Annotated in this window: 19 protein-coding genes; 14 read left to right on the top strand and 5 right to left on the bottom strand. The window is 60.5% G+C overall.

What is annotated here, in order from left to right; translation table 11 throughout:
• The 9 genes from ACLD0W_RS13160 to ACLD0W_RS13120 all read left to right on the top strand — a co-directional run.
• The coding region (locus tag ACLD0W_RS13160) for a DUF2796 domain-containing protein (protein ID WP_410307935.1) at positions 1-199 on the top strand (199 nt) is incomplete at its 5' end.
• Positions 196-891, top strand: coding sequence for an ATP-binding cassette domain-containing protein (locus ACLD0W_RS13155; RefSeq protein ID WP_410307934.1), 696 nt, complete (start codon positions 196-198; stop codon positions 889-891). The genes ACLD0W_RS13160 and ACLD0W_RS13155, both read left to right, overlap by 4 nt.
• The gene (locus tag ACLD0W_RS13150) at positions 881-2119 is read left to right on the top strand and encodes an ABC transporter permease (RefSeq protein ID WP_410307933.1); all 1239 of its coding nucleotides are present in this window, start codon (positions 881-883) and stop codon (positions 2117-2119) included. Before ACLD0W_RS13155 ends, ACLD0W_RS13150 begins: the two co-directional genes overlap by 11 nt.
• A 1-nt stretch (position 2120) precedes the next feature.
• Positions 2121-2702, top strand: a complete 582-nt coding sequence (locus tag ACLD0W_RS13145; RefSeq protein ID WP_410307932.1) for a DUF3299 domain-containing protein — start codon at positions 2121-2123, stop codon at positions 2700-2702.
• A gap of 40 nt (positions 2703-2742) precedes the next feature.
• Entirely contained in the window at positions 2743-3309 is a 567-nt protein-coding gene (locus tag ACLD0W_RS13140) for a hypothetical protein (RefSeq protein WP_410307931.1), read from the top strand.
• Between the two features lie 218 nt (positions 3310-3527).
• Entirely contained in the window at positions 3528-3941 is a 414-nt protein-coding gene (locus ACLD0W_RS13135) for a nuclease-related domain-containing protein (protein WP_410307930.1), read from the top strand.
• A 15-nt stretch (positions 3942-3956) separates the two neighbouring features.
• Complete coding sequence (locus ACLD0W_RS13130; protein WP_410307929.1) at positions 3957-4682, top strand: hypothetical protein; 726 nt, start codon at positions 3957-3959, stop codon at positions 4680-4682.
• 35 nt (positions 4683-4717) lie between these two features.
• The gene (locus tag ACLD0W_RS13125) at positions 4718-6961 is read left to right on the top strand and encodes a DEAD/DEAH box helicase (protein ID WP_410307928.1); all 2244 of its coding nucleotides are present in this window, start codon (positions 4718-4720) and stop codon (positions 6959-6961) included.
• Between the two features lie 14 nt (positions 6962-6975).
• Entirely contained in the window at positions 6976-7635 is a 660-nt protein-coding gene (locus ACLD0W_RS13120; protein ID WP_410307927.1) for a hypothetical protein, read from the top strand.
• Between the two features lie 153 nt (positions 7636-7788).
• Here the strand turns inward: ACLD0W_RS13120 and ACLD0W_RS13115 are convergent, their stop codons facing one another.
• The 4 genes from ACLD0W_RS13115 to fadB all read right to left on the bottom strand — a co-directional run bounded on the left by ACLD0W_RS13115 (position 7789) and on the right by fadB (position 11948).
• Positions 7789-8010: a type II toxin-antitoxin system RelE/ParE family toxin gene (locus tag ACLD0W_RS13115; RefSeq protein WP_410307926.1), complete on the bottom strand. Its 222-nt coding sequence runs from the start codon at positions 8008-8010 to the stop codon at positions 7789-7791.
• A 123-nt stretch (positions 8011-8133) separates the two neighbouring features.
• Positions 8134-8343, bottom strand: a complete 210-nt coding sequence (locus ACLD0W_RS13110; RefSeq protein ID WP_410307925.1) for a type II toxin-antitoxin system ParD family antitoxin — start codon at positions 8341-8343, stop codon at positions 8134-8136.
• Between the two features lie 257 nt (positions 8344-8600).
• Positions 8601-9776, bottom strand: a complete 1176-nt coding sequence (fadA, locus tag ACLD0W_RS13105; RefSeq protein ID WP_410307924.1) for an acetyl-CoA C-acyltransferase FadA — start codon at positions 9774-9776, stop codon at positions 8601-8603.
• A 24-nt stretch (positions 9777-9800) separates the two neighbouring features.
• Positions 9801-11948, bottom strand: coding sequence for a fatty acid oxidation complex subunit alpha FadB (fadB, locus tag ACLD0W_RS13100; RefSeq protein WP_410307923.1), 2148 nt, complete (start codon positions 11946-11948; stop codon positions 9801-9803).
• Positions 11949-12173: 225 nt separating this feature from the next.
• Here fadB and recJ point away from each other — a divergent pair, with 225 nt between their 5' ends.
• The gene (gene recJ / locus ACLD0W_RS13095) at positions 12174-13877 is read left to right on the top strand and encodes a single-stranded-DNA-specific exonuclease RecJ (RefSeq protein WP_410307922.1); all 1704 of its coding nucleotides are present in this window, start codon (positions 12174-12176) and stop codon (positions 13875-13877) included.
• Between the two features lie 61 nt (positions 13878-13938).
• Here the strand turns inward: recJ and ACLD0W_RS13090 are convergent, their stop codons facing one another.
• Positions 13939-14697 carry a transposase gene (locus tag ACLD0W_RS13090; protein ID WP_410307921.1) on the bottom strand — a complete coding sequence of 253 codons (759 nt, stop codon included), beginning with the start codon at positions 14695-14697 and terminating at the stop codon, positions 13939-13941.
• Positions 14698-14923: 226 nt separating this feature from the next.
• Between ACLD0W_RS13090 and ACLD0W_RS13085 the strand changes: the two genes are divergently transcribed.
• The 4 genes from ACLD0W_RS13085 to lysS all read left to right on the top strand — a co-directional run bounded on the left by ACLD0W_RS13085 (position 14924) and on the right by lysS (position 20367).
• On the top strand, positions 14924-17218 hold the full coding sequence (locus ACLD0W_RS13085; RefSeq protein WP_410307920.1) for an NADP-dependent malic enzyme: 2295 nt from the start codon (positions 14924-14926) through the stop codon (positions 17216-17218).
• Between the two features lie 196 nt (positions 17219-17414).
• On the top strand, positions 17415-17699 hold the full coding sequence (locus ACLD0W_RS13080; protein WP_204430877.1) for a hypothetical protein: 285 nt from the start codon (positions 17415-17417) through the stop codon (positions 17697-17699).
• A 32-nt stretch (positions 17700-17731) separates the two neighbouring features.
• Positions 17732-18851, top strand: a protein-coding gene (prfB, locus tag ACLD0W_RS13075; protein WP_410307919.1) for a peptide chain release factor 2 whose coding sequence is annotated in 2 segments (ribosomal slippage) — positions 17732-17803 and positions 17805-18851 — 1119 coding nt in all. Because the reading frame shifts where the segments join, the coding sequence is not laid out codon by codon here.
• Positions 18852-18855: 4 nt separating this feature from the next.
• Positions 18856-20367, top strand: a complete 1512-nt coding sequence (gene lysS / locus ACLD0W_RS13070; protein WP_410307918.1) for a lysine--tRNA ligase — start codon at positions 18856-18858, stop codon at positions 20365-20367.
• The last annotated feature ends 2 nt before the right edge of the window (positions 20368-20369 follow it).

Raw genomic sequence — 20369 nt, 5'->3', positions numbered from 1 at the left:
CGCGGGCGGGGGCCATCAGGATCTGGAGGCCAGCTGGACCTACCAGTGTGCCCACATGGACCGCCTGGACGCGGTGACCTGGGCGTTCCTGGCCGACTTCCCGGCGCTCACCACCGAGGTGATTCTGCTGCGGCCACAAGGGCAGGGCGCCCGACGGCTGGCCCCCGGCCAAACCCGGCTGACTCTGGACGACGCATGATCCCGGCCCTGGACCTGGAAGACCTGCGCTTCCACCACCCGGGCCAGCCGCGCCCCTTTATCGCGGTGGAGCGGCTCACCCTGGCGCCCGGTGAACGGGTGCTGATCCACGGCCCCAGCGGCTGCGGCAAAAGCACGCTGCTGTCGCTGGTCACCGGCATTCGCCCGCTGCAGCGCGGCGACATCCACATCGCCGGCGAGGCGTTCTCCGACCTGTCCCAGCGCCGCCGCGACGCCTTCCGCGCCGACCATATGGGCGTGATTTTCCAGGCCTTCAATCTGCTGCCGTATCTGTCCGCTCTGGACAATGTGGCGCTGACCCCGGCGTTCTCGCCGCGTCGCCGCGAGCGCGAGCCCGGTGAGCGGGCCCCGGCGGCCTTGGCGCTGTTGCGGCGGCTCGGCCTGGACGAGACGGTGGCGCGCCTGCCCGCCCATCAGCTGTCGTTCGGCCAGCAGCAGCGGGTGGCGGCGGCCCGGGCCCTGTTCGGCCAGCCGGAGTTGATCGTCGCCGACGAGCCCACCTCCGCCTTGGACAGCGGCCACCGCGACGGCCTGATGCGGCTGCTGGCGGATCAATGCGAACGGGGCGGCAGCGCGCTGCTGATGGTCAGCCACGACCCGGCGGTGGCGCCGTTCTTCCACCGCTCCCTGGCGTTCGAGGCTCTCAACCGGGCGGCCCGCCATGCTGCCTAGACTCATCCTCGCGTCCCTGGGCACCCGCAAAACCTCCGCCGCGCTGATCGTCGCCGCCATCGCCCTGAGCCTGGTGATGATTCTCGGCATCGAGCGCCTGCGCCACCAAGTGCACGCCAACTTCGCCAGCACCGTCTCCGGCATGGACCTGATCGTCAGCGCCCGGGGCGGCCCCACCAATATCCTGCTCTACAGCGTCTTCCACCTGAGCGAACCCACCGCCGGCATCGAATGGCGCACCGTGGAGCACCTGGCCGCCCATCCCCAGGTGAAATGGTGGATCCCCATCGCCCTGGGCGACTTTCACCGTGGCTTCCCGGTGGTGGCCACCAACCACGGCTACCTGGACCACTACCGCTACGGCCGCGACCGGTCCCTGGAACTGGCCACCGGTGACTGGTTCGCCGGCCCGGATCAGGTAGTGCTTGGCAGCGACGTGGCCCGCCGTCTGGACTATCAACCGGGCACGCCGGTGGTGCTCGCCCACGGCTCCGGCGGTGGCCCGGCCATCATCGAGCACGACGACCACCCCTTCACCGTCAGCGGCATCCTCGCCCCCACCGGCACCCCGGTGGACCAGGGCCTCTATATCTCGCTGGAGGCCATGGCGGCGATCCACAGCGGCGGCCGCTACGCCTATCCCGTGCCCGGTCGCCCGGCCGCCAGCGACAAACCAGACACCGTCAACGCGGTAATGCTCGGCCTGAAACAGCGCACCGCCATCCTCGGCCTGCAGCGGGAACTGTCCCGCTACGACGGCGAACCGCTCAGCGCCATCATCCCCGGTGTGGAACTCCAGCGCCTGTGGCGCATGACCGCCAACGTGGAAAACGCCCTGCGCGCCGCCGCCGTGGCGGTATTCCTGGTGGCGCTGCTGGTGCTGATCTCCACCGTGCTGGCGGCCCTGGAAGGCCGCCGCCACGAACTGGCCGTGCTGCGCGCCGCCGGCGCCGGACGCGGCACCGTCTACGGCGTGATCGTCGGCGAAAGCCTCTGCCTCACCCTGGCCGGCTGCGTCACCGGCCTGCCGCTGCTGTTCGCCGCCCAACAAATCCTGGCCCCCTGGGCGCTGACGGAATGGTCCCTGCGGCTGCCCACGCACCTGCTGGCCATGGCGGAACTGCCCCTGGCCGCCGCCGTGCTGCTGGCCGGCTCCCTGGCCGGCCTGCTGCCCGCCGAAAAGGCCTTCCGCAACAGCCTCGCCGACGGCCTCACCCCCCGGAGCTGATATGAAAGCCCTTCCCCTCGCTCTGCTCGCCCTGCTGCTGAGCACCCCGGTACCGGGCGCCGAGCCCTCGGAACCGCCCGCCGAACCCGCCGACATTCAGGCGGAATCCAATGTCTGGGACACTCTGGTCCCCAAGGACTGGGACCCCCGCGCCGAATACGAAGCCATCTCAAAGGAGATCTACGGCAACAACTCCCCCGACCAACTGGAAGACACCGACGCCCGCGCCGTGCAACTCTTCGACGCCATGCAGGACGCCTGGAGCAATGCCCCCCTGCGCCAGGACCTGAACGACACGGCCCTGAGTCTCCCCGGCTTCGTGGTCCCCCTGGAAGGCGACGACAAACACCTGCGCGAATTCCTGCTGGTCCCGTACTTCGGCGCCTGCATCCACTACCCCCCGCCGCCCCGCAACCAGGTGGTGCTGGTCAAAATGCAGGGCGAAGGCATGCCCGTGGACATGATGTGGGACGCCGTGGAAATCGAAGGCACGCTGAAAGTGGACTCCCGGAAGACCGAATACGGCACCGCCGGTTATGTGTTGGAAGGGGATCAGGTCAGGGCTTATACCGGCGAGTCGTAAGCCCTGCCTGAGAGGACAGGGTTTGTGCGATGATCGGCCCATGAACCCTCAATGCCGCAAGATCCTGCGAACGTCGCTGCTCGGCGCTATTCTGTTTCCCGCCCTGGGCTGGGCGGACATCTTTGGTGGCGTTGCCCCCGGGGACGGCTGCCGGGACGTTTACGCCATGGAAATCGCCCGTGGAGCGGAGCCCGGACTACCCTTGGAAAAAATGCTTCACGAAGGGATGCTGGCCTTCCAGATCCAGGACGCCAACACTCGCCGAGCCCGCCTGTATGACTGCCGGGACAATAAGGTCACGGGACTTGTCCGCTCCATCGCCTTTCACACCAAAGCCGAACAACGTCATCACCTGAAAACGCTGCGTGAAAAGGTAGAAGCTCGATTTGGCCCTCCCGACCTGGACACATTCAACTTGGGCTTTTTCGTGAATACTCTGATGTGGCTCGAGGGTATGACAGACACCGTGGCCAGCCTTCAGACGGTGTATTGGTCTCTGCCCGAAGGAGAAACCGTCAGCCTCGTTCTTTCTCATCGACCCCATCAGAATCCCGGCTACGTCGTCATGCTCAACTGGGACAAACCGGCCCCGCCGGTAAAACCTTGAAATCGGACCATCCCGAACGGCGCCTATCCAGGGAGCATTCCGCGAACGTCTCCATGCCTTGCATTTTTCCCTAATCTCCCGGTAAATTCGGACCTGTTTCACAAAAAAGCCGCCCCGAAGAGGGCGTGAAATAAAAAAGGATAAGCAGGGGGCAAAGGGATGCCTGACCCGCGGAGCGGATTCGGGGTGATCAAGGGGTGGCAGGGGAGCGCCGGGCCATGGCGGTCATAATCCCCAATCTCAGCACGGTACGCCGCATGACGCCCGGCGAACGCCGCCTGGGCCAGCGCCTGGAAACCCTGCTCGAAGACGACTACACCGTCTGGTACGACATCCCCCTCGGCCACCAACGCCGCTACCCGGATTTTATCGTCCTGAACCCCGGGCGAGGTCTGCTGTTCCTGGAAGTAAAGGACTGGAAACCGGATATCATGAAGCGGATAGGGTCTCCCGGCGCCGAGGCTTTATATCCTGGGTTAAAAAATTTCAGACATTCCCGGCAGCTGACCTGCCAATGTGCCTCAGTTGACTTCAGCAGGAAGAATACAGCCATGGCGGCTCATGGCTGCCCCGCTTTTCCTCGCTTATCGCATTTTCCATGCGTGACCTTAATAAAGACGAAAAAAATATAGGTAATGGTTTCTTTAATGGCAAAAAATAAAATTTTTTCTGATGAGAAGGCCGGGTGTACTTTTCAGGAGATGGAGTCAGTGCCTGGTTACGAAAAAATTAGGCTTTGCAAGGTGTCTATTCAAGACGTTATGAGGTTGTCTGCTGAGTTGGCCGCTAGCGTTCAAGATACCTCTTGGATAATGGATCTTGACGAGAGAGCGAGAAGAGCTTATCGGAAAACTGCTCAAGAAACCGCAGAAATTTTGGTCAAAATATTCAATGAGATTTCTGAAGAAGAGGTTGGTGTGGGCGCAGAGTTGGGGGAGCTTATAGTTTCGATGGGGTCATCCAAAGCTCTGGGAGCCATTTTCTCGCATCATGAGGTTCCGCTTGCGGAGCTATGGAAGCCGCAAAAAAAACAAAACGAAGGCTTTGATTTTCATACCGTTTGCCCTTTCGATTTAGTCAATTTTGGGGAGGCAAAATTTAAATCATCTAGCAGTCCCTATTCTGAAGCAATAAAGCAAGCAAAAAGTTTTATTGGGGAGGAAAAGCATCTAAGAGATGGTGTTCATTTAGGTAATTTCGTTTCGAAAAATGCTATAGATAATTTGGATTGTGATTTGTTTGGTGTCGTGGCTGCCTTCTCTTTAAATGCGAAAGACGAGGTTAAAGTTATGAACAACGCATTAAAGAAAATATTGGAAGATTTTGATCTTGGCGAAGTGGAAGCATTTTATCTTGTAGGGGTGGCGCATTGAGTATAATAAGCACCATCGATTCGGAGGAGCCCTTTGTGGATCTCTCTGAAATTCTCGAGGATATCCACAAAAATGGCCCTGTCTCAGAAGGAATACTTGAGAAGGTTAGTTATTATAAAATATTCCATCCTGATGTTTTTGTTTTTTTTGAAGAGCGAATTTTGTCTGCTTTAGGGCTTTTTTATAAAGATACCAATCCAACGAATGTCTATTCCCTTTTGATGCTTGGATTTGGTGAGCAGCATAAAAGGAATTATGGCTCAATCCTTACACCTGTTCAGGCAAGCATGAGGCGGGCGCTCGAGGAAAAACGCTTCGTATCTATATCCGCCCCCACTAGTGCCGGAAAATCTTATTCCGCACGAGATTATATTGCGGAAATTGACGGAAATTCCGTAGTCGTTGTTCCGACAAGAGCGTTGATAGCTGAATATGTGAAGTCTATGAAGAGGCGATTTGGTGCTGATAAAAGTGTCATGATATTGGCTCACGTTGATGAGGTATTCAAGAAAAGGTCGTTGAAGCGCATATTCGTACTTACGCCAGAAAGAGCTAGAGAGTTATTCAGTAAAGATTTTTCTCTAGAGGTGAATTTTTTCTTCTTTGATGAAGCTCAAATTTCAGACGAAGGGCGGCGAGGTGTTTACTTTGATGCTTTGGTGAGACGGGCTGAAAGGAAGTTCCGAAATGCGAAAATGTTATTTGCACACCCTTTTGTTGATAACCCAGAGGCCCAAATAGAGAAACATGATCTTCCGAAAGATTGCAGCTACGCAAAAGCTTATATGCAGGCTGCTGTAGGTAGGGTTTGTGTTCAAAAGCATAGCATCAATAAGAAATACTATTATTTTTCGCCGCATTCGGATCGAGGATATAGAGTCAATGAATGTAAGGAGTTTTCGGGAAAGTTTGAAGATTTTGCTTTGGATGGCAATAAGTCAGTGCTTGTATATGTTTCAAAAGCGTCCATATATAACGGCAGTTTTTTGGAGGGGTTTTCGAAATATATAAATAGATTTTCATTTGTTGTTGATGACGATGCGAAAAATATTATTTCTCAAATAGCATCCATGATCGGGGCGGATGGTAGCGCATATAAATCAAAAATGATTGATCTTATGATGAGGGGGGTTGTTATCCATCATGGCTCAATACCTCTTGAGGCAAGATTTTTGGTGGAAGACTTTATTCGTTCTGGTTTTGCCAAACTTTGTTTTGCGACAAGTACCTTGGCGCAAGGAGTCAATATGCCATTTGACATAGTTTGGCTTGAAAGTATGAGATTCTTGGGTGGGGGCGAAAAATTTAGATCTCTAGCCTTTAAAAATCTTATTGGAAGAGCAGGAAGGCTTTCAAGTTCTAAAAATTTTGACTATGGGTATGTATATACAAAAAATGCAAAGCTATTTGTAGAAAAGAGCCGGTCAGATTTTAGATTAAGTAATAAGTCGGTTTTGGATGATGAATTTAATGAGGATGATGATGTGCGAGAATTGGTTGAGTCGATCAAATCTGGTACATTTGACGATGACAAAAACTTACCACTTACTAAAGTTGAGAGGTTGTCTAAAGATAATATCCTTTGTGACTGTAAGGAAATAATATCTATCATTTATAGTGAGCCTACGGTGAAGGGGGCTTTGCGTGGCGAAAGCAAAAAGGCCGCCAGGGATATTCTAAAGAAATCTTTTTCCTCGATATTTCAGGCTTCATTGGGTCGGAGGCTAGGAGAAGTTGAGGAATCGGTTTTTATGCAGGCTATGGGAATTTTGTTGCTCGTATTTCAAGGTTGGTCATTCAAAGAGATTGTTGGTCTTAGGTTTAATAGAATTGCAAGGCGTGATGAGGCGTACAAAGGTGAGGCGCTTTTTTCTCAACCGGCTAGTACTCTGCCTGATGCGTCCTTGGTGCATAGTTTTTCCGTTTTCCCAAAAGGTACTGCTGCGAGCGAAGCAAGTTATGACCGTATTGTTTATGATACATACGATTATATTGATAAGGTTATTTCTTATTCTCTCTGTGATGTGTTTATTGCGGCATTTAAGGTGTATAAAGAAAAAACAAATGATCAAAGGTCGGATAAGATAATAGAGCTCATCCGATATGGGACCAATGATAGTATGCACGCTCTTATGATGCGCTATGGTTTTCCTCCTGAATATGTTTCGGAAATAGCAGATTATGTGCAGTTTGTTAGTGAAGAAGAAATAATATTTAAAAGAATCGTGGATGACGCCCCCGCGTATATAAGGAATCTGGTGGATTGGTATCTTCCTTGAAGACTGAGGTCCTAATGAGTCTTAATGAGCGCCAGTTTATAGCCAAGGATGATGCTCTGAAGTCGTTGGAAGAGTTTGGGCTTCCCGATTCGCGCAATGATAGTCTCGATATTACTAGCTGGCACGCCAGGGTGGCTCGAATTGTGCTTGAGGAGAAGGTCCCGATCGACGTTCGGCAGACTTTTGAGAACGCAAAAAATATATCTCTCTATAGCTACTATTCTTATAGGTTGCACCAGTCGGCGGAAATTATTGGATATAAGGCACTGGAGCAAGCCCTAAAGGCAAAGTACGATGCTGTAAAAGGCGCCCTTTCTCAGAATCCTCCTAAGACTTTGGCGAACTATGTGGAAATTGCTCTAGAGCAGAGCTGGGTTACGGATGAAAAAATGTTTTCGATGCGCCCGATTGCTGCAGAACGTGTTAGAGAGCGACATGTACGGAAAATGATCCTGAATGGAGAGATAGAGGCCGAACCTGTTGCCAGTCCAAAACCAACCGAAGAACAGATCCTGCAGGAATTGCGTTCTATGCAGGTGGCTAGAAAAGCCCTTCATGGCGCGAGACGGATGCGAAATTACCATATGCACGAAGATACGGGATTGTCAGATACCTCAGCGGAAGTTTTGCAAGACCTTGCTGAACTTATTAATCAAATATTTTCTGGAAATTAAAGGCTCTTATGCAACCCTTTGGCCGGTTCTATAGGTGTACAGTATAGGTGTGGCGATGGGCTGGTTGAACAAACAGATAGATACACTGTTGGGCGCAGCTTAGTGGGTTTGCCGGTGCTTAGGTCTTTGCGAGAGAAACCTTAAAGCGATTCATCAAAGGTGCCGGTCCACATCCTGCCGCGAATGCAGGATTCGAATGATCTCTAGCTGTTGTTCTCGCTCTATTCGGTAGAAAATGACTTGGCTGGACACTGGTAGGCTGCGGATTTCACTCGATAATTCAGGGCGCGTCCTGTCTGTCTCTGGATACTCAAGAAGCGACCAAATGGCTTCCTTTAACTCGTCCAGGTATTGGTCGGGGCGGTGCTTTCGCAATCGAGAGCACTATATTGCCGGAGTGCTACCAGGTCCTAGTGGTCGGCGGGTGAGAGGGCCAGTGAGGTTGGCATTGTTACGCCTTCAGCTCTTCGAACAGATCGTCCAGGCCGGTTTTTGAGGTTATGCGTGTGCCCTCGTACGGTCCAATTGATTCACGCCTTCCCTAAGCTGCTCACGCAGGCGCGCGGGCTTGATTTCATTGATCCATTCTTCATGGGTTTCCACGAAACTGAGGGCCTCGCGGATGACTTCGCTGGCGTTGTTGTAGAGGCCGCTTTCCACTTTGGTTTTGATGCGCTCTTCCAGTTCGGGGGTTAGTGAGATGTGCATGCTCACTCTCCTGGGGTTGGGGGTTACAAAGTGATGCTAAGTCGCTTGCAAGGTTTGTCAATTTTGGGGATTTCAGAAGGGAGGGGGCTTCGGACTAGGTCAGCGGTGGTGCCAATTTCATCGCGACTGAAGTCGCTCCTACATCAAGAACCCAGCCCACCGTGTAGGAGCGGCTTCAGCCGCGATCAACCATAAAAAAGCCCCGGCGGGCGAACCCGCCGGGGCTTTTCAGCTCTCGGCAACGGTGAAGAGAAGGGTTAAACCCGCTCGATCACCGTGGCGATGCCCTGACCCAGGCCGATGCACATGGTGGCCAGGCCGATCTGGCCGTCGTTGCCTTCCAGTACGTTCAGCAGGGTGCCGGTGATGCGGGCACCGGAGCAGCCCAGGGGGTGGCCCAGGGCGATGGCGCCGCCGTTGAGGTTGACCTTCTCGTTCATCTTGTCGAGGAGCTTGAGGTCCTTGAGCACCGGCAGCGATTGCGCGGCGAAGGCTTCGTTGAGCTCCACGTAGTCGATGTCGTCGATGGTCAGGCCGGCGCGGGCCAGGGCTTTCTGAGTGGCCGGGACCGGGCCGTAGCCCATGATGGCGGCGTCGCAGCCGGCCACGGCCATGCTGCGGATCTTGGCGCGGGGCTTGAGGCCCATGGCCTGGGCTTTTTCGGCGGTCATCACCAGCATCGCCGCCGCGCCGTCGGAGAGGGCGGAGGAGGTGCCGGCGGTGACGGTGCCGCTGACCGGGTCGAAGACGGGGCGCAGTTTCTGCATGTCTTCGAGGCTGGCGTTGGGACGGATGGTTTCGTCGATTTCGCACAGCACTTTGTGGCCGTCGGCGTCATGGCCTTCCACGGGCACGATTTCGTTTTTCCAGCGGCCTTGTTCGGTGGCTTCCCAGGCTTTCTTGTGGGAGCGCACGCCGAATTCGTCCTGCTGTTCACGGGTGATGCCGTGCATGCGGCCGAGCATTTCCGCGGTCAGGCCCATCATGTTGGAGGCCCGGGCGGTGTACTTGGACAGTTCCGGGTTGAGGTCCACGCCGTGGTCCATGGCCACATGGCCCATGTGTTCCACGCCGCCGATGACGAACACGTCGCCGTTGCCGGTCATGATCGCCTGGGCGGCGCTGTGCAGGGCCTGCATGGAGGAGCCGCACAGGCGGTTGACGGTTTGCGCCGCGGTGGTGCGGGGCACGCCGGCCAGCATGGCGATGTTACGGGCGATGTTCATGCCCTGTTCCTTGGTCTGGTTCACGCAGCCCCAGATCACGTCCTCGGTGGTGGCGGTGTCCCAGCCGGCGTTGCGTTCCATCAGGGCCTGGATCAGCAGCGCGGAGAGTTTTTCCGCGCGTACATTGCGGAACATACCGTTCTTGCTTTTGCCCATCGGGGTGCGCACGGCATCGACGATGACCACGTCTTTCGGATTCAAACTCATTTCAAAATCTCCTTTGCCCGTGCCTTAGCCGAAGAAGGACTCGCCCTTGGCGGCTTTGTCCTTGAGCATTTGCGGCGCTTCGTACAGCGCGCCCAGGTGGGCGTACTTGTCACAGAGTTCCACGAAGGCCTGGGTGCCGATGCTGTCGATGTAGCGCAGCGGGCCGCCGCGGAACGGAGGGAAGCCGATGCCGTAGATCATCGCCATGTCCGCCTCGGCGGGGGAGCCGACGATGTTGTCTTCCAGGCAGCGGACGGTTTCGGTGCACATCGGGATCATCATACGGGCGATGATCTCGTCGGCGTCGTAGTCCTTTGGCTCGCTGGTGACGGCGGGCTTGATCAGCTCGTAGGTCTTTTCGTCGACCACTTTCTTGGGCTTGCCCTTCTTGTCTTCCTCGTACTTGTAGAAGCCGATGCCGTTCTTCTGACCATAGCGTTCGTTTTCGAACATGATCTCGGTCGGGTCCTTGAAGTCGTGGTCCATGCGGTCGGGGAAGCCTTCCGCCATTACCTTGGCGGCGTGCACGCCGGTGTCGATGCCGACCACGTCGAGCAGGTAGGCGGGGCCCATGGGCCAGCCGAATTTCTGCATGACTTTGTCGACCTGCTGGAAGTCGGCGCCGTCACGGACCAGCATGCTGAAGCCGGCGAAGTAGGGGAACAGCACCCGGTTCACCAGGAAGCCGGGGCAGTCGTTCACCACCACCGGGTTCTTGCCCATTTTCTGGGCGTAGTTGACCAGGGTGGCGACGGTTTCGTCGGAGGTTTTTTCACCGCGGATCACTTCCACCAGGGGCATCATGTGCACCGGGTTGAAGAAGTGCATACCGGCGAAGTTTTCCGGCTTCTTGAGCGCTTCGGCGAGCCGGTTGATGGAGATGGTGGAGGTGTTGGAGGCGAGGATGGCGCCGTCCACTTTCTGTTCGGTCTCGGCCAGTACGGACTGCTTGATCTTGGGGTTCTCGACCACCGCTTCGACGATCACGTCGATGTCCTTGAAGTCCTCATAGCTGAGGGTGGGGCGGATGGCGGAGAGCACCTTGCCCATGCCGGCGGCGTCCATCTTGCCTTTGCTGACGCGTTTGGCGAGCAGCTTGGACGCTTCGTTCATGCCCAGGTCCAGCGCCTTGTCGTTGATGTCCTTCATCACGATGGGCGTGCCCTTGAGGGCCGACTGGAAGGCGATGCCGCCGCCCATGATGCCGGCGCCCAGTACCGCGGCGTGCTTCACTTCGCGGGAGGCCTTGGCGGTCTTGCCGTTCACTTTCTTGACCTGCTGGTCGGCCAGGAACAGGCCCACCATGGCGGTGGCCTGCTGGGTCTTGGCGAGCTTGGCGAAGCCTTTGGATTCCACGTCCAGGGCGTCGTCGCGCTTCATGCCGGCGGCCTTCTGCATGGACTTCACGGCTTCCACCGGGGCCGGGTAGTTCTTGCCGGCCTGCTGCTGAACCATGGCCATACCGGTCTGGAACGCCATCATCTGTTCCATCGGGGGCATCGGCAGGGGATCCAGTTTTTCCTGGCGCTTGGCGCGGAAGTCGATCTTGCCGGCCAGGCACTGCTTGACCAGGTCGATGGCGGCGTCACGTTCGTCGCCGGCTTTGACCACGGCGTCGACGATGCCCACTTTCAGGGCCTTGTCCGCTTTGTTCTGGCCGCCGGTAGCGATCCACTCCACGGCGTTGTCCACGCCGATGATGCGCGGGGTGCGCACGGTGCCGCCGAAGCCCGGGTAGATGCCCAGCTTCACTTCCGGGAAGCCCACCTGGGCGGCTTCGCCCATGACCCGGAATTCGCAGGCGAGGCACATTTCCAGGCCGCCGCCCAGGGCGAAGCCGTTGATGGCCGCCACCTTGGGCACGTCCAGATCTTCGAAGGCGTTGAAGATATCGTTCGCCTGGCGGGACCACTGGGCGATCTCCGCCTCGTCGTTGGCGAACATTTCGGTGAATTCGGTGATGTCGGCGCCGACAATGAACACTTTCTTGCCGGAGGTGACCACGATGCCCTTGACCTGGTCGTTGCCCTTGAGGGCCTCGGTGGCCTTGCTCAGGTCTTCCAGAGTGGCACGGTTGAACTTGTTCACGGACTCGCCCTGAAGGTCGAACTTCAGTTCGGCGATGCCGTCGTCAAGCAGTTCTACGCTTACGGCGTTGCCTTGGTAAATCATAACGATTGCTCTCCAGTCCCAAAGTACGCGGAGGGGCCGCGGGCGTGGCCCGCCGTTTCATGTGAGTGTTTGCTCACATTTCCGGTCGAGCCCGCTCAGGGCCGCCAAGTATAAGAAGCACGGCCGCTTGATGTTAGCCCCCCTGTGTGACTTATGGGTCGTTTCCCTTGACGCAAGGGGTGGATACCCGGACGCTTGCCGCGATTGCCCCCACTGCCGGATGTCATGACCGTAAGTTCGTACCCCCGTATTCGCCGCCGCCCGCCGGTGTCCGTGGACTGGCCGGGCGTGCCGCCGCTGCTGGCGCGCATTCTCGCCGGTCGTGGCCTGACCGCCGCGGAGCAACTGGAACTGACCCTGGGGCGGCTGCCGCACCCGGACCGCTTCCAGGGGCTGGCGGCGGCGGTGGAGCTGCTGCTGGCCGCCCGCGAGCAGCACTGGCGGATTTGCATCGTCGGTGATTACGACGCCGACGGCGCCACCGCCACCGCGCTGATGGTGCGCGGGCTGCAGGCGCTGGGCTTTCCCCGTCCGGATTTCCTGGTCCCCAATCGGTTTGAGTACGGCTACGGCCTGTCGCCGGCCATCGTCGAGCTGGCGCGGGTGTCGTTCGAGCCGGACCTGATCATCACCGTGGACAACGGCATCGCCAGCGTGGACGGCGTGGCCGCCGCCCGGGCGGCGGGCATGCGCGTGCTGATCACCGACCACCACTTGCCCGGCGAGCGCTTGCCCGAGGCGGACGCCATCGCCAACCCCCGGCTGGAGGGAGACGAATTCCCCGCCGCCAACCTGGCCGGCGTGGGCGTGGCCTTCTATCTGCTGATGGCGGTGCAGCGGCGGCTGGGGCTGAAAGGCGCGGTGGTGGACCTGCTCGACCTGGTGGCCCTGGGCACGGTGGCGGACGTGGTGCGCCTGGACGACGCCAACCGCATTCTGGTGGAGCAGGGTCTGCGGCGGCTGCGCGCCGGGCAGGGCAATCCGGGCATCCGCGCGCTGCTGCAGGTGGCCGGGCGGGACCCGGCGCGTGCATTGGCGGCGGATCTGGGTTTCGCGGTGGGCCCGCGACTCAACGCCGCCGGGCGGCTGGCGGACATGAGCCACGGCATCGACTGCCTGCTGGCGGACAGCGTGTCCGAGGCCCGTCAGTACGCCGAGGAGCTGGATACCATCAACCGGGAGCGGCGCGGCATTGAGCAAGGCATGCGCGACGCGGCCATGGTGGAAGTGGCGCGGCTGCGCGAACAGACGTTGCCGGCGGCGCTGTGCCTGCACGGCCGGGACTGGCACGAAGGGGTGGTGGGCATTCTGGCGTCGCGGGTCAAGGAAGCGGTGCACCGGCCGGTGATCGCGTTCGCCCCGGCCCAGGAGGCCGGGCTGCTGAAAGGCTCCGGGCGCTCGATTCCCGGCCTGCATCTGCGCGACGTGCTGGACGCGGTGGCCACTCGCCATCCGGAGATGCTGCACAAGTTCGGCGGCCACGCCATGGCCGCCGGCATGACGCTGAAGGCGGCGGATCTGGAGGCGTTTCGCGAAGCGTTTCAGGCGGCGGTGGCCGAGGCCGCCAGCGACGAATTGTTTGACCCGGTGGTGGACAGCGACGGCGGCCTGGACGACCGGGACATCTGCCTGGCCACCGCCGAGCTGCTGTCCCACCGGTTCCCGTGGGGGCAGGGCTTTCCGCCGCCCCGCTTCGACGGCGAATTCGAAGTGCTCAACCACCGGGTGGTGGGCGAGCGCCACCTCAAGCTGACGCTGGGCCTGCCGGCGGTGAGCGGCGTGGTGGACGGCATCCTGTTCAACGCCGACCCGGCGCTGCTGGGCGCCCGCCTCAAGCGGGTGGAGGGCGTCTACCGCCTGGAGGTCAACGAATTCCGAGGCCGCCGCGCCCCGCAAATGCTCTTCGAACACCTCCGCCCCCTCCCCTGACGGGGTCGGACCACCGTAACTCATTGTTTCTGCTATAAAAAAGCCATCTCAAAGAGCGCCATCAGGCGCTTGAAGGGCTCTTTTCAGCGGCCAAATAGGGCAGATAAGCCTCCGGCTCGTCGCGCAGATGGCAAGTCTCGCCAGCGGTTTCGATCGGTCGGTTCCTGGCAATCGGGCCCTGGGCGTCCCGAAACTGCTCGACGAAGTCCCGGCTGCCCACGGCCAACGCTTCGGTCCAGGTCGGGTCACGACCGTGGTCGCCGCTTTCCAGGGCTTCCTCTACCCACTCCCGGTGTGTCCGACGCAGCACTCCCAGGTCGGAGATGCCGAGCACATTCATCAGCGCCCCGGTGTTGATGATCCGGTACCGGTTGCGCGATAGCTGGATCTCCTTGTAGCCGCAGGTGTCCCATTCGCGCGGATGCCGGACCTTACCGGCGCGCACCATGTTCAGATCGATATAGACCAGGCAGCGGCGCAGATGCTCGCCGGTTTCCACGGCGGTGGCGTGGTAGCGACCCTCCCAGAACGCCCCGCGGCGACGCCGGCGGCCATTGAAATGCTGGGCGGTCCGTCCGGCCACCAGTTGAATGGAGCGCCGGATCTCGTCGTCGCCCTGGTCGTGGACCAGAAGGTGCACATGGTTGCTGGTGGCGATGTAATTCAGAACCCGCAGCCCGTAACGGTGCCGCGCTTCGTAAAGCCACCGTTCCCAGAGGCGACGGTCGTGTTTGAATTTGAGCAGAAACGTCTGGTCGTGACAGCGATGGGTGATGTGCCAGACGTGACCCGGCGAGTAATGACGGTGGGCGCGAGGCATCCTTTCCTCCTTTCCTTATGCTGATTTTTGACTAGTAAAAACCATGCATTAAGCGTCGACTGGGCCCTGTTTCACAAAAAAAGACATCCGGTATCAACGGGTTGCCGTGGTCCGACCCCGATGTTGTGACAAAACGTGGCGGGTGGGTGCGGGCGGGGCGTGGCGGCAGTACACTGGTGGCAGCCTGTTAAATGACGTATACACCCTATCCGGAAGGAGACCCGCCTTGGCCACCGACAGCCGCCGCGCTGCGCTCGATTACCACGAATTTCCCGTCCCCGGCAAAACCGCCATCGTTCCCACCAAACCGCTGACCAACCAGAACGATCTGGCCCTGGCCTATTCGCCGGGGGTGGCCTGGGCCTGCGAGGAAATCGTCGACGATCCCAAGAACGCGGTGCGCTACACCGGCCGGGGCAACCTGGTGGCGGTGATCACCAACGGCAGCGCGGTGCTGGGCCTGGGCAACATCGGGGCGCTGGCGTCCAAGCCGGTGATGGAAGGCAAGGCGGTGCTGTTCAAGAAGTTCGCCGGGCTGGACGTGTTCGACATCGAGATCAACGAGAGCGACCCGGACAAGCTGGTGGACATCATCGCCGCCCTGGAGCCCACCTTCGGCGGCATCAACCTGGAAGACATCAAGGCGCCGGAGTGCTTCATCGTCGAGCGCAAGCTGCGCCAGCGCATGGGCATTCCGGTGTTTCACGATGATCAGCACGGCACCGCGATCACCGTGTGCGCCGCCTTTATCAATGGCCTGCGGGTGGCCGGCAAGGAACTGGACCAGGTCAAGGTGGTGGTGTCCGGCGCCGGCGCGGCGGCGCTGGCCTGCCTGGATCTGATGGTCGACCTGGGCCTGCCCCTGGAGAACATCTGGGTCACCGACATCGAGGGCGTGGTCTACGAGGGCCGCAAGGAACTGATGGACCCGGACAAGGCGCGCTTCGCCCAGCCCACCGACGCCCGCACCCTGGGCGAGGTGATCGACGGCGCCGACGTGTTCCTGGGCCTGTCCGCCGGTGGCGTGCTCAAGCCGGACATGGTGCAGCGCATGGGCCCGCGCCCGCTGATTCTGGCCCTGGCCAACCCGCACCCGGAGATTCTGCCGGAGGAGGCCAAGGCGGTGCGCGACGATCTGCTGATCGCCACCGGCCGCTCCGACTACCCCAACCAGGTCAACAACGTGCTGTGCTTCCCGTACATCTTCCGGGGCGCGCTGGACGCCGGCGCCACCACCATCACCCGGGAGATGGAAAAGGCAGCGGTGTACGCCATCGCCGGCCTGGCCCAGGAAGAGCAGAACGAGGTGGTGGCCGCCGCCTACGGCACCTACGACCTGAGCTTCGGGCCGGAATACCTGATTCCCAAGCCGTTCGACCCGCGTCTGATCGTGCGCATCGCGCCGGCGGTGGCCAAGGCGGCCATGGCCGACGGCGTGGCCACCCGGCCGATCGCCGATCTGGACGCCTACGCCGAGCAGCTCAAGCAGTTCGTGTACCACTCCGGCGCCTTCATGAAGCCGCTGTTCTCCGCCGCCAAGGCGCTGGTCCGCGACGGTGGCAAGGCTCGCATCGTATTCACCGAGGGCGAGGAAGAGCGTGTGCTGCGCGCCGTCCAGGTGGTGGTGGATGAAGGGCTGGCGTTCCCGATTCTGGTGGGCCGCCCGGACGTGCTGGCCATGCGCATCGAGCGCTACGGCCTGCGCCTGAAGCTGGGCGAGGACGTGGAGGTCACCAATCCGGAGCAGGACGACCGCTTCCACCGCTACTGGAACGCCTACTGGGAGATGCGCGGTCGCCACGGCGTCACCAAGGAAATGGCGCGCACGGAAATGCGCCGCCGCATGACCCTGATCGGCGCCATGATGGTCCACCTGGGCGAGGCGGACGGCATGGTGTGCGGCACCGTGGGCCGGTTCGCCGAGCACCTCAACTTCGTCGATCAGGTGATCGGCCTGCGCCCGGAGGCGCGCACCTACGCGGCCATGAACGTGCTGCTGCTGCCGGAGCGCACCCTGGCGGTGGTCGACACCCACGTCAACGAGGACCCCAGCGCCGAGCAGATCGCCGAGTTCACCATCGCCGCCGCCGAGGAAATGCGGCGCCTGAATCTGGAACCCAAGGCGGCGCTGCTGTCGCGCTCCAATTTCGGCTCCGAGCGCTGCCAGGCCAGCGACAAGATGCGTCGCGCCCTGGCCCTGATCCGCGAATGGGATCCGGAGCTGGAAGTGGACGGCGAAATGCACGGCGACGCCGCCCTGGAAGCCTCGATCCGCAAGGAAATCCTGCCGGATTCCACCCTGCAGGGCTCCGCCAATCTGCTGGTGTGCCCGAACGGCGATTCCGGCAACATCGCCTACAACCTGCTCAAGACCGCCGCCGGCAGCAATGTGGCCATCGGCCCCTTCCTGCTGGGCGCCGACGCGCCGGTGACCATCCTCACCGCCAGCGCCACGGTGCGGCGCATCGTCAACATGGCGGCCCTGACCGTGCTGCGCGCCAATCTGGAACGGCGCGCCTGAGCCCGCCCTGACCGCCGGCACGCCCGCCGTGGCGTGCCGGGCTGGTGCCAGCCCCCCGGGGACCTGATAGGATTGCGCCTTGCGCCGACTGGCGCGCATTACCCTTATCGCCATCCCCCGGCCCACAAGGCCGGGCCCCGGAATGCGCCGGCGGCTATCGTCGCCCGCGCCTGGTTACCCCTGACGGAGGGACCGCATGAAAACAATCCATAAACACCGGCTGGAAATCGGCACCGAGGTGCAGGAAATCCGTTTGCCGGAAGAGGGTGAAGTGCTTCGCGTGGATTACATCCAGCAGGAGCGCCTGATCTATATGTGGGTCGAGGTGGACGCGGACACCGTCATCGACACCCCCAAGGAAGTGCGCCGCTTCAAGGTGTTCACCACCGGCAGCGGCATTCCCGACAACGCCGTGTACCTGGGCACCACCCTGGACGCTCTCAAACCCGAGGCGTTCCATGTGTACGAGCTGGTCGATTAAGAACCGTTTCCACTGAGAGTCGTAGAGTCATTATGGAAGTAAACCCGCTGAGAACCCACCTCACCGACCTGGCCGAGCGCATCGAAGCGCTGAGGGGGTATCTTTGACTTCGATCAGAAGAGCGAACGACTGGTCGAAGTAGAGCGCGAACTGACCCTGCCGGACGTGTGGAACGAGCCGGAACGGGCCCAGGCCCTGGGCAAGGAGCGCGCGCAACTGGAAGGGGTGGTGTCCACCCTGCGCGACGCCGACCAGGGCGTCGGCGACACCCGGGATCTGCTGGAACTGGCGGTGGAAGAGGACGACGAAGCCACCGTCTCGGAAGTGGAAGCGGACCTGGAACGCCTGGAACGCATGGTGGCGGATCTGGAATTCCGCCGTATGTTTTCCGGCGAGATGGACACCGCCAACGCCTACCTGGACATCCAGGCCGGGTCCGGCGGCACCGAGGCCCAGGACTGGGCCGAGATGATGCTGCGCATGTACCTGCGCTGGGGCGAGGCCCACGGTTTCAAGACCGAGCTGGTGGAAGCGTCCGACGGTGACGTGGCCGGCATCAAATCCGCCACCGTGCGCTTCGAGGGCGACTACGCCTACGGCTGGCTGCGCACCGAAACCGGCGTGCACCGGCTGGTGCGCAAGAGCCCGTTCGATTCCGGCGGCCGCCGCCACACCTCGTTCAGCTCGGTGTTCGTGTCCCCGGAAGTGGACGACGACATCGACATCGAGATCGATCCCGGCAAGCTGCGCACCGACACCTACCGGGCCTCCGGCGCCGGTGGCCAGCACGTGAACCGGACCGACTCGGCGGTGCGTCTGACCTACACCTTCACCGATCCGGACAACGGCCAGGAGCACATCGTGGTCACCCAGTGCCAGTCCGAGCGCAGCCAGCACCAGAACCGGGACAAGGCCACCAAGATGCTTCAGGCCAAGCTCTACGAACTGGAAATCCAGAAGCGCAACGCCGAGAAGCAGGCCCAGGAAAACGCCAAGGCCGACATCGGCTGGGGCAGCCAGATCCGCTCCTACGTGCTCGACGATGGCCGCATCAAGGACCTGCGCACCGGGGTGGAAAGCCACAACACCCAGCAGGTGCTGGACGGCGACCTGGACCGATTCATCGAAGCCTCCCTGAAAAGTGGACTCTAAGAGAATGGCCGACGAACACAGCAAGCAACACGACGCCGCCGACGAAAACCGTCTGATCGCCGAACGCCGCGCCAAGCTGGCGGAATGGCGCGACGGCGGCGAAGCCTTCCCCAATCACTTCCGCCGCGACAGCCTGGCCGCCGGTCTGCAGGCGCAATACGGTGAGCTGAGCAAGGAAGAGCTGGAAGAAAAGAACATCCAGGTGGCCGTGGCCGGCCGCCTGATGCTCGACCGCAAGGCCTTCAAGGTGCTGCAGGACATGTCCGGCCGCATCCAGGTCTATGCCAATAAAGACGTGCAGAAAGCGGTCAAGCACTGGGACCTGGGTGACGTGATCGGCGTGCGCGGCAAGCTCTGCAAATCCGGCAAGGGCGACCTGTACGTGATGATGGACGAGTACCTGCTGCTCACCAAATCCCTGCGCCCGCTGCCGGAAAAGCACAAGGGCCTCACCGACACCGAGTCCCGTTACCGCCAGCGCTACGTGGACCTGATCGTCAACGAGGGCAGCCGCGAGACCTTCAAGATCCGTTCGAAGATCGTGGCCGGCATCCGCAATTATCTGGTCGCCCACGATTTCATCGAAGCGGAAACGCCGATGCTGCAGGTGATTCCCGGCGGTGCCAGCGCGCGGCCGTTCGTCACCCACCACAACAGTCTGGACCTGGACATGTACCTGCGCATCGCGCCGGAACTGTACTTGAAGCGGCTGGTGGTGGGCGGCTTCGAGCGGGTCTTCGAGATCAACCGTAACTTCCGCAACGAGGGCCTGAGCACCCGGCACAATCCGGAATTCACCATGCTCGAGTTCTACCAGGCCTACGCGGACTATCACGATCTGATGGACCTCACCGAGGACATGCTGCGCACCCTGGCCCGCGACGTGCTGGGCGACACCCTGGTGCGCAACACGGTGCCCGGCGCCGACGGCGACACCGAGACCGTCACCTACGATTTCGGCAAGCCGTTCCGCCGGCTCACCGTGTTCGACGCGATTCTTGACTACAACGCCGACATCGACGCCGCCGAGCTGGCCGACGAGCAGGGCGCCCGACGCATCGCCGAAGGGCTGGATATTCCGCTCAAGGACGGCTGGGGCCTGGGCAAGGTGCAGATCGAGATCTTCGAGAAGACCGCCGAGCATCGTCTTCAGGAACCGACCTTCATTACCGACTACCCCACGGAAGTCTCGCCCCTGGCGCGGCGCAAGGACGACGACCCGTTCGTCACCGAGCGCTTTGAGTTCTTCGTCGGTGGCCGCGAGATCGCCAACGGCTTCTCCGAGCTCAACGACGCCGAGGACCAGGCGGAGCGCTTCCGCGCCCAGGTGGCCGAGAAGGAAGCCGGTGACGACGAAGCCATGTTCTACGACGAGGACTACATCACCGCCCTGGAACACGGCCTGCCGCCCACCGCCGGCGAGGGCATCGGCATCGACCGTCTGGTGATGCTGTTCACCGATTCGCCCACCATCAAGGACGTGATCCTGTTCCCGCACATGCGTCCACGTACCTGACC

The organism is Alloalcanivorax sp. C16-1, assembly GCF_046507805.1.
Taxonomy (GTDB): Bacteria; Pseudomonadota; Gammaproteobacteria; order Pseudomonadales; family Alcanivoracaceae; genus Alloalcanivorax.
Note: the sequence above shows the minus strand (reverse complement) of the source record. Positions and strands in the feature narration are given on the sequence as shown.

Excerpts from the sequence above, each read along its gene's own strand:
- ACLD0W_RS13155 (WP_410307934.1), top strand. The coding sequence starts at position 196 with ATGATCCCGGCCCTGGACCTGGAAGACCTGCGCTTCCACCACCCGGGC.
- ACLD0W_RS13150 (WP_410307933.1), top strand. The coding sequence starts at position 881 with ATGCTGCCTAGACTCATCCTCGCGTCCCTGGGCACCCGCAAAACCTCC.
- ACLD0W_RS13145 (WP_410307932.1), top strand. The coding sequence starts at position 2,121 with ATGAAAGCCCTTCCCCTCGCTCTGCTCGCCCTGCTGCTGAGCACCCCG.
- ACLD0W_RS13140 (WP_410307931.1), top strand. The coding sequence starts at position 2,743 with ATGAACCCTCAATGCCGCAAGATCCTGCGAACGTCGCTGCTCGGCGCT.
- ACLD0W_RS13135 (WP_410307930.1), top strand. The coding sequence starts at position 3,528 with ATGGCGGTCATAATCCCCAATCTCAGCACGGTACGCCGCATGACGCCC.
- ACLD0W_RS13130 (WP_410307929.1), top strand. The coding sequence starts at position 3,957 with ATGGCAAAAAATAAAATTTTTTCTGATGAGAAGGCCGGGTGTACTTTT.
- ACLD0W_RS13120 (WP_410307927.1), top strand. The coding sequence starts at position 6,976 with ATGAGTCTTAATGAGCGCCAGTTTATAGCCAAGGATGATGCTCTGAAG.
- ACLD0W_RS13110 (WP_410307925.1), bottom strand. The coding sequence starts at position 8,343 with ATGCACATCTCACTAACCCCCGAACTGGAAGAGCGCATCAAAACCAAA.
- fadA (WP_410307924.1), bottom strand. The coding sequence starts at position 9,776 with ATGAGTTTGAATCCGAAAGACGTGGTCATCGTCGATGCCGTGCGCACC.
- fadB (WP_410307923.1), bottom strand. The coding sequence starts at position 11,948 with ATGATTTACCAAGGCAACGCCGTAAGCGTAGAACTGCTTGACGACGGC.
- recJ (WP_410307922.1), top strand. The coding sequence starts at position 12,174 with ATGACCGTAAGTTCGTACCCCCGTATTCGCCGCCGCCCGCCGGTGTCC.
- ACLD0W_RS13090 (WP_410307921.1), bottom strand. The coding sequence starts at position 14,697 with ATGCCTCGCGCCCACCGTCATTACTCGCCGGGTCACGTCTGGCACATC.
- ACLD0W_RS13080 (WP_204430877.1), top strand. The coding sequence starts at position 17,415 with ATGAAAACAATCCATAAACACCGGCTGGAAATCGGCACCGAGGTGCAG.
- lysS (WP_410307918.1), top strand. The coding sequence starts at position 18,856 with ATGGCCGACGAACACAGCAAGCAACACGACGCCGCCGACGAAAACCGT.